The sequence below is a fragment of the Serratia sp. C2(1) genome (assembly GCF_036352655.1).
GTDB lineage: Bacteria > Pseudomonadota > Gammaproteobacteria > Enterobacterales > Enterobacteriaceae > Serratia > Serratia inhibens.
In genome coordinates this window covers 14,634-25,759 of the sequence record NZ_JAZFBA010000010.1, presented here as the reverse complement: position 1 = coordinate 25,759, position 11,126 = coordinate 14,634, and the positions used below count along the sequence as shown (strand labels likewise).

Here is an 11,126-nt window from a genome sequence, read left to right as displayed (position 1 = left end):
GAGGTGGCGTATATTACGCTTTCCTCTTTCAGAGTCAACCCTAATTTTCAGGATTTTTCTCTTCGAACCCCGGAGACTCTGTGAAGTTGTTCACATGTTCCGTGTCGATGGAGGCGCATTATAGGGATCCGAGTTTTTTGCACAACCCCTTTCTTGATCTTTTCTTTCCGTTTGCACACTTTTCAGCCCTTTCGGGTGGATCTTGCGCTAACAGGGGCATTTTTCGCAGGATCCGGCTCTTCCGTTGGTTGTAATTCCACCGCCAACGTCTAGTATTGCCGTTAAATATGATCCCGATTTGAGGCTATTCTCATGTCCGATGCAGTACGTTCTTATCTTCATTACTCTCCTCAACTGGGCCAACGCGTGATGATCGACCCTTCCAGCGTAGTGATCGGCAACGTTGAACTGGCTGATGACGTCAGTATCTGGCCATTGGTTGCCATCCGCGGTGATGTGAACGCCGTAAAGATCGGCGCGCGTAGTAATATTCAGGATGGCAGCGTGCTGCATGTTACCCATAAGTCTGAACATAATCCCGAAGGCTACCCGTTGTTGATTGGTGAAGACGTTACCGTCGGCCATAAAGCGATGTTGCACGGCTGCGCGATCGGGAACAGAGTACTGATAGGGATGGGATCGATCCTGCTGGATGGAGCAGTAATAGAAGATGATGTGATGATTGGTGCCGGAAGCCTGGTAGCTCCTGGCAAACGTCTGGCAAGCGGTTATCTCTATATGGGCAGCCCGGCGCGCCAAGTTCGTCCGCTGAGCGCTGCTGAATTAGAAGGGCTGCTTTACTCTTCAAATAACTATGTACGCTGGAAAGACGAATATCTGTCGGAAGACATCTGAAAGATCCCGTTCCCTTATAAAGGGAACGGGAAGCAACCTATACCGCCAATTCGCTGCGCAGCTGGCGCAGCACCGGTTCGATTTCCGGCATAACACCGTGCCATAACAGGAACGAATGGGCTGCCTGCCCCACCAGCATCCCTAAACCGTCGGCATACTCTTTCGCGCCCTGTTGCTGCGCCCAGGCCAAAAACGGTGTTAACCCCTGTTGATAAAACATGTCATAACAGCGGGTATGCGCGTTAACCGTACCGGCCGGCAATGCCGGGATCTCTCCGCTGATGCCAGACGCCGTGGCGTTGATCACTAAATCAAACTGCCGTTGACCGAGTTTATCCATTGGCAATGCGGATATTTCGCCCAGATGCCGGAATGCTTGCACCAGCAGTTGCGCGCGACTGAAAGTACGGTTGACGATCACTACCTCACAGCCAAAGGACAATAACGGGAGGATCACCCCGCGTGCCGCACCACCAGCCCCCACCAGCAAAATACGATCCTTCGGTTGGATCAACTTCTGACGTTCAAGATCGGTCAGTAAGCCGATCCCATCGGTGTTATCACCCAACAGGCGGCCTTCTGGCAGTACTTTCAGCGTATTTACCGCACCCGCCAACGAAGCTCGCTCGCTCAGCTCCGTGGCAACCTTATAGGCATGCTCTTTAAAGGGGACCGTGACGTTAGCTCCCTGACCGCCCGCCTGGATAAAGGCCTGCAGAGTGGTTTCAAAACCGTCAAGCGGTGCCAGCACTCTACCGTAAGGATGTTCCAATCCGGTCTGAGCGGCAAACAGCGCATGAATACGCGGAGATTTACTGTGGCCGATAGGGTTGCCGAATACCGCAAACTTCTCCATGCATATAACCTCTAGCCCTGACGGATCTGCTTACCGGTCAAGACATCTCTGATTTCGGAAGGATTAAGGCGACCGCCTACGCTGCCGGCTAACACCGGGAACGCGGTGCCAAACTGTTGAGAGACCTCATCGGCGCTACGGCAAGGCTCTTGTCCGCTAAGATTGGCGCTGGTCGACACCAGCGGTTTGCCAAACTGCCGGCACAGTTGTTGCACCAATGGATGGTCGCTGACACGCACCGCCAATGAATTGAAACGGCCGGTCAGCAAACGAGGCGTTTCAGGCCGGGCGGGAATAACCCAGGTCACCGGGCCTGGCCAGGTGGCAAACATCGCAGCGCGCTGCTGTTCGCTCAGAGCCTCATCATCAATATAAGGTGTTAGCTGCACATAATCGGCCGCAATCAGGATCAGTCCTTTTTCCCAGGGACGCTGTTTCAGAGCTAATAAGGCGTTGACCGCCTGCTCACTGTCAGGATCGCACCCCAGGCCAAATACCGCCTCGGTCGGGTAAGCAATGACCTGTTGATTATGCAGCGCGTCAATCATTGGCGTTAAGATAGAAGTGAATTCAGAGCTCATGATGTCATTATTCTGTGGTGACTACGGGTTTTCCGCAAAGTTTGCTGGCGCAGCAAAGGGTTGGCCCTTTTGCCGTGCGTTTTTCCATCAGCAGTGGGTAGTGACAGTATTCGCACTCACCGGCGACAGGTTTAAAATTGAGAACAAACTGGCATTCAGGATAGCGATCGCAGGAATGGAATACCTTGCCGTAGCGTGATTTGCGCTGCAGCAGTTTCCCCTGTTCGCATTGCGGACAGCTGATGCTGGTTTCATCCGGCTTGTCGATGACTTCAGTGTGATCGCACTCCGGGTAGTTGCTGCAGCCGACAAACATGCCGTAGCGTCCCTGGCGCAACGCCAACGTTGCCTGGCATTTCGGGCACTCCTGCCCCTCCAACACCTTGACAATATGGCCATCTGCCTGCGCTTTAAGCGGCCGGATATGTTGGCATTCGGGATAACGAGAACAGCCGAGAAAGGGGCCGTGGCGACCACTGCGGATCACCAACTCGGCCCCGCATTCCGGACAGGGTTCATTTTGCCTGGCGGCAAAAATCGCTGTTTTTGTCATAACATCTTCTATGCGTGTTACCGGCTCAGTGCAGATAACCTTCGTTTACTTCAAACAACAGTTCTTCCATTTGCTGATAGGCGCTTTCATATCCTGGGATATTAAACAGCACCATCAGCACCACCCATTTCAGATCTTCGAGATCGAATTCCGTGTTATCTAAAGCCATAACACGATCGATAACCATTTCACGGGTTTCGAGGTTCAATACTTGAATCTGTTCAAGGAACAGGAGGAAACCACGGCAACTGGCATCCAAACGCACGCCTTCTTCTTCGGTGTAAATCCGCATTGCCAGCGGATCGGCCCCCATAAAATATGGCGCATTTTCGCCTTCCTGCAGGTCAGCGAGTTTTTCAAGCCAATTCAACGCGTTGTAGATATCATCCCGATGAAACCCCGCCTGAGCGAGATCATCGGTCAGTTGATCCTGATCGACGCGCATCTCTGGTTCATTGTGGATATAAGTTTCAAACAAGTACATGAGTACGTCGAACATGGCCTGCCCTCCTTATTCGGACATAGCCGCCGGGTACAGCTGCGATCCACCCTGCTAACTCCAGATCGAGTAACTTGATTACCACTTCTGGCACAGGTTGGCCGGCACGTTCAGCGACGACGTCAACAGGTGTCACCTCATCTCCTACGTTAGCCAACACATCAGCAAATGGCAATTCAACTTCGGCCTCAGACGCACAAATAGTTGTATTTTCGTTCAACGATAGCCAATGCAGGCCGCTTCCCAGCTGTTCAGCGATCTCTTTCGGCCCCGTGACCAGGTAGGCTCCTTGTTGGATCAGCCAATGCGTTCCCTCACTCATCGGGTTGCCCAGAGCACCAGGGAGCGCGAAGACTTCGCGACCTTGTTCCAGCGCATAACGGGCTGTAATCAGCGTTCCGCTACGTAGAGAGGCTTCAATCACCACCACGCCCAGGCTTAGACCGCTAATAATGCGATTACGACGCGGAAAGTGGTCGGCCATTGGCAGGTCGGTAACCAGATATTCCGAAATTACCGCCCCGCCATGTTCGACAATTTGCTCGGCCAAGTGACGATGCCGACGTGGATAGATATTGGCAAGACCGCTCCCCAGCACGGCCACCGTACCTCCTTCCGCCTCCAGCGCCGCGCGGTGACAAATGCCGTCAATACCGATGGCCAACCCGCTGGTGATGGTAAATCCGCAATGCACCAGACCGGTGGAAAAATAACTGCCCCAATGTTCGCCGTAATGACTGAACTGACGACTGCCGACCATGGCGATTTGCGGTTGCAGCAAGGCCTCTGGGTTGCCCTTTACCAACAGCAGTAGCGGGGCATCGTCGATAGGAAGCAATTGTTCGGGGTACCCGGCCTCACCATAGGTCAACATCACGCTGTCGGGTTGATCCAGCCAAGCTAGCGTGGCGGCCAGATAACGCGGCTCCATCTGGCGAAATTGCGTCTGCTGCCGGTCATTCAGCCCCAATGATCCTAACAAACGATAAGGATCGCCCCCCGCAGCGACCATTTGCTTTATCACCTGACTGGCCTGAGCGGCACCCAATCCAGTAACCCCGTGCATCCGTAAGCTAATTTCCTCTGCTTGCATCGCCAGTTCCCTCGCAGAAAACGGTGGTTTTACCAATTCGAGCAATTGGTGCGCAATGCTGTCAATCAGGCCGGGAAATGTCTAGAATAGAAGCTAAACCTCGTTTATCACTCGGAAACAGATCTCAAGATATATGTCAGTATTGCAGGTATTACATTACCCAGACGAGCGGCTACGCAAAATTGCGGCCCCGGTAAAAGAAGTCAACGCGACTATCCAGCGCATCGTGGATGATATGTTTGAAACCATGTACGCAGAGGAAGGCATTGGCCTGGCTGCAACACAGGTGGATATCCATCAGCGGATTATCGTCATTGACGTTTCTGAGAACCGCGATCAGCGCCTCGTGCTGATCAACCCGGAACTGCTGGAAAAAAGCGGTGAAACCGGGATCGAAGAAGGCTGTCTTTCCATTCCTGAGCAGCGTGCATTAGTTCCGCGCGCCGCCAATGTGAAAATCAGAGCGCTGGACCGTGACGGTAAACCTTTTGAGCTCGAAGCCGATGACCTGTTGGCCATCTGTATCCAGCACGAAATGGATCACCTGATGGGCAAGCTGTTCGTCGATTATTTGTCGCCGCTGAAGCGCCAGCGTATCCGTCAGAAACTGGAAAAAATGGCCAAGCTGAACGCACGCGCCTAACCGAGCAGGAAATCAACGTGTCTGACACTTTACGGATTATTTTTGCCGGAACTCCAGACTTTGCAGCGCGTCACCTTGACGCGCTGTTGTCATCTGGGCACCAGATTGTCGGGGTATTTACCCAACCTGATCGTCCGGCAGGCCGAGGTAACAAACTGACGCCCAGCCCGGTTAAATTACTGGCGCAACAGCACCAACTGCCGGTATTTCAACCCAAATCATTGCGCCCGGAAGAGAACCAGCATCTGGTTGCCGATCTCAACGCCGATGTAATGGTGGTGGTGGCCTATGGCCTGATCCTGCCTAAAGCGGTACTGGATATGCCGCGCCTCGGTTGCATCAACGTACACGGTTCACTGTTGCCGCGTTGGCGTGGTGCAGCCCCCATTCAACGTTCACTCTGGGCCGGCGACAGCGAAACCGGCGTCACCATCATGCAGATGGACGTGGGCCTGGACACCGGCGATATGATGCACAAGATCGCTTGTCCAATCGAAACCGATGACACCAGCGCCAGCCTGTACGACAAGCTGGCAAAACTCGGCCCGCAAGGCATGCTGACCACGCTGCAGCAAATGGCCGAAGGCACGGCACGACGTGAAGTGCAAGATGAAGCGCATGTCACTTACGCCGAGAAGCTGAGCAAGGAAGAGGCCCGCCTGGACTGGCGCCTGTCCGCCGCACAGCTTGAACGCTGCATCCGCGCCTTTAATCCATGGCCGGTCAGCTATTTCACCATTGACGATCAACCGGTGAAAGTGTGGCAGGCGACGGTGCTGGCGGAAACGTCTGGCGCAGAGCCAGGCACCATCATCCATGCCGACAAGCACGGTATTCAGGTGGCTACCGCTGACGGGATCCTTAACCTGACGCAGTTGCAACCGGCGGGTAAAAAACCCATGTCGGCGCAAGACCTCTTGAACTCACGTCGCGAATGGTTTACACCGGGTAACCGGTTATAAAGCCCCCACTGCCCGACCGATCACCGTCGGGCTGTTTCTCTCTTAATACCGATCGTTATCAGCTTTAGCCTATGAAAAACAATTACAATCTCCGAAGCCACGCTGCAAAAGCCATCGGCCAGGTGTTGGATCAGGGGCAGTCACTCAGTACTGTCCTGCCGGCACTGCAAAAAACCATTTCTGACAAGGACCGCGCGCTGTTGCAGGAGTTGTGCTTCGGCACCCTGCGTGTGCTGCCGCAGCTTGAATGGTGTATTCAGCAATTAATGGCAAAACCAATGACCGGCAAGCAGCGCACGCTGCATTATTTGCTGATGGTTGGCTTATATCAGCTTCTGTATACCCGTATCCCTGCTCACGCAGTGCTGGCGGAAACGGTGGAAGGCGCAGTGGCACTGAAACGGCCACAGCTTAAAGGCTTGATTAATGGCGTACTGCGCCAGTTTCTGCGCCAGCAGGAGGAATTACTGCAACGCGCCGCCAATAACGACAGCCGCTACCTACACCCAAGCTGGCTATTAAAACGCATCCAACAGGCTTATCCCGCTCAGTGGGAACAGATTATTGATGCCAATAACCAGAAGCCGCCGATGTGGCTGCGCGTCAACCGTCTTCATCACACTCGTGAAGATTACTTGCAACTGATGGAGCAGGCAGGCATTGGCGCCGAACCGCATGCAGAATACCCTGATGCGCTGCGTCTGCTGACACCCTGCGCCGTTACCGATCTGCCTGGTTTTGCCGAAGGTTGGGTCACGGTGCAAGACGCCTCCGCGCAAGGCTGTATCGATCTGCTGGATCCGCAAGACGGGGAACGGATCCTTGATCTGTGTGCGGCTCCAGGCGGTAAAACAACTCACATCCTGGAGGCAGCCCCCAAAGCCCATGTGATGGCGGTCGATATCGATGAACAACGCCTTGGCCGGGTCAAAGAAAACCTGCAGCGCCTGCGTTTACACGCCGAAGTGAAATTGGGTGATGGCCGCGCCCCGCAACAATGGTGTGCTGATAAGCAATTCGATCGCATTTTACTGGACGCTCCCTGCTCTGCAACCGGCGTGATCCGCCGCCATCCAGATATCAAATGGTTGCGCCGAGACAGTGACATCACAGAGCTGGCAAAGTTACAGGCTGAGATCATTGAGGCTATTTGGCCACACCTCAAAAACGGTGGTGTGATGGTGTATGCCACCTGTTCTATCCTGCCGGCGGAGAACGCTGAGCAAATTGCCGCCTTCCTCCAGCGTCATTCCGATGCCAGGTTGGTTGAAACGGGTGACGAACAGCAGCCCGGTCGACAGAATCTTCCGCATCCAGAGGATGGGGATGGCTTCTTTTACGCTAAGCTGATTAAAATGTAGCAATTCAGTGCTCAGGGCGCGCTTGTTGCGCCCTGTCAGATAATATTCAGCGGTTTCAGTGTGAAGCAGAGAACCAAATGAAAATAATTATTCTTGGTGCAGGTCAGGTTGGTGGAACACTGGCAGAAAACCTGGTAGGTGAAAATAACGATATCACCGTCGTGGATACCGATTCAGGCCGCCTGCGTCAGTTACAGGATAAATTTGATCTGCGGGTCGTTCAGGGATACGGCTCCCACCCGCGCGTGTTGCGTGAAGCAGGTGCGGAAGACGCAGATATGTTGGTCGCCGTTACCAACTCTGACGAAACCAATATGGTTGCCTGCCAAATTGCTTACTCGCTGTTTAATACGCCTAACCGCATTGCACGTATCCGAGCACCGGAATACATCCGCGAATCGGAGAAGCTATTTCAGCCGGAAGCCGTACCCATTGATCACCTGATTTCACCGGAACAGCTGGTTATTGATTACATCTATAAATTAATTGAATACCCGGGCGCACTGCAGGTTGTCAATTTTGCTGAAGGCAAGGTCAGCATTGCCGCGGTAAAAGCCTATTACGGTGGTCCGCTGGTAGGTAACGCATTGTCCGCTATGCGCGAGCATATGCCACATATTGATACTCGCGTCGCCGCTATATTCCGCCAGGACCGACCGATTCGTCCGCAGGGTTCTACCATTATCGAAGCCGGGGACGAAGTGTTTTTTGTTGCCGCTTCACAGCACATTCGTGCCGTAATGAGCGAACTGCAGCGGCTGGAAAAACCTTATAAACGTATCATGATTGTCGGTGGCGGCAACGTAGGTGCAGGCTTGGCGCAACGGTTAGAAAAATCTTACAACGTGAAGCTGATTGAACGTAATCAGCAACGTGCGGCAGAGCTGGCCGAGCAATTGCATGACACCATCGTGTTTTATGGCGATGCCTCTGACCAGGAGTTGCTGGCAGAAGAGCACGTTGATCAGGTAGACGTCTTTATTGCCATTACCAATGATGACGAAGCCAATATTATGTCCGCCATGCTAGCCAAACGCATGGGTGCCAAAAAAGTAATGGTGCTGATCCAGCGCCGCGCCTACGTCGATCTGGTGCAAGGCAGTGTAATCGATATTGCTATATCCCCACAGCAGGCGACGATTTCCGCATTGTTAGGCCATGTGCGTAAAGCGGATATCGTCAGCGTTTCATCCCTACGCCGCGGCGTAGCGGAAGCTATCGAAGCCATCGCGCACGGTGACGAAAGTACTTCAAAAGTGGTTGGCCGCATCGTTGAAGATATTAAATTACCACCAGGTACCACTATTGGCGCGATTGTGCGGGGTGATGACGTTATTATTGCCAATGGCAGCAGCAAGATTGAACAGGGCGACCATGTCATTATGTTTATTACTGACAAAAAGTACGTTCCTGACGTTGAGCGCTTGTTCCAGCCAAGCCCATTCTTCCTGTAGAACAAATGTATTAACCGATAGTCTATAATCAGGTAGATATTCGCTGCCATGAGAAGAGATAAAGACTTTTCTCTCCTGATTGTGGCAAAGGGAAATTGCTTTGTTAAACTTGTATTATTAATTTCTTTAAGGGGTGTGCTATGAGTATGTTAAAAGAATTCCGCGAATTTGCCATGCGTGGCAACGTGGTTGATCTTGCAGTGGGTGTGATTATCGGTGCTGCTTTCGGTAAAATTGTATCGTCCTTCGTTGCAGATATCATCATGCCACCGTTAGGTTTACTGATCGGCGGCGTCGATTTCAAACAATTCCATCTGATATTACGTGAAGCCCAAGGTACAGTGCCGGCAGTGGTAATGAACTATGGTTCATTTATCCAGTCCGTTTTTGACTTCGTTATCGTTGCCTTCGCTATTTTCCTGGCCATTAAATTAATGAACAAAATGCGTCGCAAGCAGGCAGAAGAGCCGGCAGCCCCTCCGGCACCGACTGCAGAAGAAAAACTGCTGACCGAAATCCGTGATTTACTGAGCCAACAGCAGCAGCCAAAACTGTAATTCCATTTGTCTTGCACTAATAAAAAGCCATCGTATTCAGATGGCTTTTTTAATGTCTTAAAACCAGAAGGCCAGTGGCAAATTATCGTTAGATAACTTGCCACTGGCCTCCCAGTTACCGCCTTTTCCGTGTTTGTCCTTACGCCGATAGCTGCCCTTCCCTTTACTATTTTTCTCTATCCGTTGGCGAAATAACGGATCATGCAGCAGTGCTTCAATCGCGTTGTCCTGTATCTGGCCTTTAGTATGACGGTATTTAGTCACGGTAATGCTCCTGTTAAAACTAGGGTTATAAAACGAGCCGATAATACTGCCGGACGTATAAAAATTAAAGACCTCCGGATCCTTTTACGTGCCTTTTTTTGCCTTTCCGTCACTGGCCCCCTGTTCCAGCGCCTCCAAAATTGAACAATAGTTGCTGGTATGCGCGGTACCACAGCAGGCATCGCTCAACCGCTTTAACGATTCGCGCATCCGCATCAACTCGGTCAACTTATTCTCTACCTCAGCAAGCCGCGCATCAACGATCGATTTAGACTCCTGGCAGGTATGATGCTCAGGATCAACTCGGATCGATAGCAGTTCGGCAATAGTTTCCAAAGTAAAACCAAGTTGCTTGGCATAGCGGATAAAACGCAGGCGCTGCAAGTCTTGATCGCTGTATAACCGGTAACCGCCCTCAGTACGAACGTTATGGTCCATCATTCCCTGCTTTTCGTAATAGCGCACGGTATCCGGTGTTACGTCAGCAAGCTTTGCCAATTGACCAATCTTAAACATCGCTCTGCTCCTGTGTGAATTTCTCGTTCAATGTCCGCTGATATTCACCGTGTAAAAAATCAGTGCTCATTCCTGCTTGCCGCAAGCGATATTCCAGCAAAACCATGCGTTTGCTGAGGCTGATATAGTCTGGATGCGCGCTGTTAATCTCCTGCAGTAAGCGGGCCACAGTTAATGCCTCTTTACGATCTTCAAGCTCCGCAGGCAAATAGCCGGCGTTTTTAAGTAAGCGGAACCCTGAACGCAGTTCAGCGGGCACAGCGCTGTCATCATCCAACTTAAGCGGCTGTCCTCGTCCCGGCAAATTGTCCAGTTCACCTTTGGCTTGTGCATCACGAATATGGCGCTCCGCCCATTCATCAAGTAACCACATAACAGGATCCCTCAGTTGACCTGATTAATAGCGTTAGCATAGCGGATAGAGGAGGGGATCTTAAGTCTTACGGAGGAAGAGAGTACATTCGTTTAGCTTTGGACGTAAAAAAACCGGGCAAGCCCGGTTTTTTTACGCGTCTACAGATTACTCTGCAGTTGCCACTTCTGCTTGAGACTCAGCACGATCAACCAGCTCGATGTATGCCATCGGCGCGTTGTCGCCTGCGCGGAAGCCACACTTCAGAATGCGAGTGTAACCACCGGCACGGCTCGCAAAACGCGGGCCCAGCTCGTTAAACAGTTTTGCCACGATCTCGTTATCACGAGTACGGGCGAATGCCAGACGACGATTAGCTACGCTGTCGGTCTTGGCAAGAGTAATCAGCGGCTCAACAACGCGACGCAGCTCTTTCGCTTTTGGCAGGGTCGTCTTGATGATCTCATGACGAACCAAAGAGCCGGCCATGTTACGGAACATAGCCTGGCGGTGGCTGCTGTTACGGTTCAGTTGACGACCACTCTTACGATGGCGCATGACCTTATCCTTCTCAGTAAAA

General features: G+C 52.2%; 15 protein-coding genes. 6 read left to right on the top strand and 9 right to left on the bottom strand.

Annotation, left to right across the window (positions count from 1 at the left end):
* Positions 1-312 precede the first annotated feature (312 nt).
* A complete protein-coding gene (locus V2S86_RS25165) occupies positions 313-855 on the top strand; it encodes a gamma carbonic anhydrase family protein (protein WP_330764597.1) in 543 nt (180 codons plus the stop codon).
* A gap of 37 nt (positions 856-892) precedes the next feature.
* On the opposite strand, the gene aroE is transcribed toward V2S86_RS25165, so the two are convergent.
* Genes aroE through dprA form a run of 5 tightly spaced genes read right to left on the bottom strand, consistent with a single transcriptional unit; the run spans position 893 to position 4,437 of the window.
* Entirely contained in the window at positions 893-1,711 is an 819-nt protein-coding gene (gene aroE / locus V2S86_RS25160) for a shikimate dehydrogenase (RefSeq protein ID WP_330764596.1), read from the bottom strand.
* 11 nt (positions 1,712-1,722) lie between these two features.
* The gene (gene tsaC / locus V2S86_RS25155) at positions 1,723-2,292 is read right to left on the bottom strand and encodes an L-threonylcarbamoyladenylate synthase type 1 TsaC (RefSeq protein ID WP_330764595.1); all 570 of its coding nucleotides are present in this window, start codon (positions 2,290-2,292) and stop codon (positions 1,723-1,725) included.
* Between the two features lie 7 nt (positions 2,293-2,299).
* Positions 2,300-2,845 (bottom strand): DNA topoisomerase family protein, encoded by a 546-nt coding sequence (locus tag V2S86_RS25150; RefSeq protein ID WP_330764594.1) that lies wholly within the window; start codon positions 2,843-2,845, stop codon positions 2,300-2,302.
* A gap of 25 nt (positions 2,846-2,870) precedes the next feature.
* The gene (gene smg, locus V2S86_RS25145) at positions 2,871-3,344 is read right to left on the bottom strand and encodes a DUF494 family protein Smg (protein WP_330764593.1); all 474 of its coding nucleotides are present in this window, start codon (positions 3,342-3,344) and stop codon (positions 2,871-2,873) included.
* Positions 3,316-4,437 (bottom strand): DNA-protecting protein DprA, encoded by a 1,122-nt coding sequence (gene dprA, locus V2S86_RS25140; RefSeq protein WP_330764592.1) that lies wholly within the window; start codon positions 4,435-4,437, stop codon positions 3,316-3,318. Before dprA ends, smg begins: the two co-directional genes overlap by 29 nt.
* Positions 4,438-4,570: 133 nt before the next feature.
* Between dprA and def the strand changes: the two genes are divergently transcribed.
* From def to mscL, 5 genes are all read left to right on the top strand, one after another.
* The gene (gene def / locus V2S86_RS25135) at positions 4,571-5,080 is read left to right on the top strand and encodes a peptide deformylase (RefSeq protein ID WP_330764591.1); all 510 of its coding nucleotides are present in this window, start codon (positions 4,571-4,573) and stop codon (positions 5,078-5,080) included.
* A 17-nt stretch (positions 5,081-5,097) separates the two neighbouring features.
* Positions 5,098-6,042, top strand: a complete 945-nt coding sequence (gene fmt / locus V2S86_RS25130; protein ID WP_330764590.1) for a methionyl-tRNA formyltransferase — start codon at positions 5,098-5,100, stop codon at positions 6,040-6,042.
* A 71-nt stretch (positions 6,043-6,113) separates the two neighbouring features.
* Complete coding sequence (gene rsmB, locus V2S86_RS25125) at positions 6,114-7,403, top strand: 16S rRNA (cytosine(967)-C(5))-methyltransferase RsmB (protein WP_330764589.1); 1,290 nt, start codon at positions 6,114-6,116, stop codon at positions 7,401-7,403.
* A gap of 77 nt (positions 7,404-7,480) precedes the next feature.
* Entirely contained in the window at positions 7,481-8,857 is a 1,377-nt protein-coding gene (trkA, locus tag V2S86_RS25120) for a Trk system potassium transporter TrkA (RefSeq protein ID WP_330764588.1), read from the top strand.
* 140 nt (positions 8,858-8,997) lie between these two features.
* Positions 8,998-9,414: a large-conductance mechanosensitive channel protein MscL gene (gene mscL, locus V2S86_RS25115; RefSeq protein WP_330764587.1), complete on the top strand. Its 417-nt coding sequence runs from the start codon at positions 8,998-9,000 to the stop codon at positions 9,412-9,414.
* A gap of 57 nt (positions 9,415-9,471) precedes the next feature.
* On the opposite strand, the gene V2S86_RS25110 is transcribed toward mscL, so the two are convergent.
* The 4 genes from V2S86_RS25110 to rplQ form a co-directional block, all read right to left on the bottom strand.
* Positions 9,472-9,678, bottom strand: a complete 207-nt coding sequence (locus V2S86_RS25110; RefSeq protein WP_330764586.1) for an alternative ribosome-rescue factor A — start codon at positions 9,676-9,678, stop codon at positions 9,472-9,474.
* Positions 9,679-9,762: 84 nt separating this feature from the next.
* A complete protein-coding gene (gene zntR / locus V2S86_RS25105; RefSeq protein ID WP_330764585.1) occupies positions 9,763-10,194 on the bottom strand; it encodes a Zn(2+)-responsive transcriptional regulator in 432 nt (143 codons plus the stop codon).
* Positions 10,187-10,567, bottom strand: coding sequence for a DUF1992 domain-containing protein (locus tag V2S86_RS25100; RefSeq protein ID WP_330764584.1), 381 nt, complete (start codon positions 10,565-10,567; stop codon positions 10,187-10,189). Before V2S86_RS25100 ends, zntR begins: the two co-directional genes overlap by 8 nt.
* Positions 10,568-10,714: 147 nt before the next feature.
* Positions 10,715-11,104: a 50S ribosomal protein L17 gene (gene rplQ, locus V2S86_RS25095; protein WP_004929726.1), complete on the bottom strand. Its 390-nt coding sequence runs from the start codon at positions 11,102-11,104 to the stop codon at positions 10,715-10,717.
* Between the last annotated feature and the right edge of the window lie 22 nt (positions 11,105-11,126).

Excerpts from the sequence above, each read along its gene's own strand:
- V2S86_RS25165 (WP_330764597.1), top strand. The coding sequence starts at position 313 with ATGTCCGATGCAGTACGTTCTTATCTTCATTACTCTCCTCAACTGGGC.
- aroE (WP_330764596.1), bottom strand. The coding sequence starts at position 1,711 with ATGGAGAAGTTTGCGGTATTCGGCAACCCTATCGGCCACAGTAAATCT.
- tsaC (WP_330764595.1), bottom strand. The coding sequence starts at position 2,292 with ATGAGCTCTGAATTCACTTCTATCTTAACGCCAATGATTGACGCGCTG.
- V2S86_RS25150 (WP_330764594.1), bottom strand. The coding sequence starts at position 2,845 with ATGACAAAAACAGCGATTTTTGCCGCCAGGCAAAATGAACCCTGTCCG.
- smg (WP_330764593.1), bottom strand. The coding sequence starts at position 3,344 with ATGTTCGACGTACTCATGTACTTGTTTGAAACTTATATCCACAATGAA.
- dprA (WP_330764592.1), bottom strand. The coding sequence starts at position 4,437 with ATGCAAGCAGAGGAAATTAGCTTACGGATGCACGGGGTTACTGGATTG.
- def (WP_330764591.1), top strand. The coding sequence starts at position 4,571 with ATGTCAGTATTGCAGGTATTACATTACCCAGACGAGCGGCTACGCAAA.
- rsmB (WP_330764589.1), top strand. The coding sequence starts at position 6,114 with ATGAAAAACAATTACAATCTCCGAAGCCACGCTGCAAAAGCCATCGGC.
- trkA (WP_330764588.1), top strand. The coding sequence starts at position 7,481 with ATGAAAATAATTATTCTTGGTGCAGGTCAGGTTGGTGGAACACTGGCA.
- mscL (WP_330764587.1), top strand. The coding sequence starts at position 8,998 with ATGAGTATGTTAAAAGAATTCCGCGAATTTGCCATGCGTGGCAACGTG.
- zntR (WP_330764585.1), bottom strand. The coding sequence starts at position 10,194 with ATGTTTAAGATTGGTCAATTGGCAAAGCTTGCTGACGTAACACCGGAT.
- V2S86_RS25100 (WP_330764584.1), bottom strand. The coding sequence starts at position 10,567 with ATGTGGTTACTTGATGAATGGGCGGAGCGCCATATTCGTGATGCACAA.
- rplQ (WP_004929726.1), bottom strand. The coding sequence starts at position 11,104 with ATGCGCCATCGTAAGAGTGGTCGTCAACTGAACCGTAACAGCAGCCAC.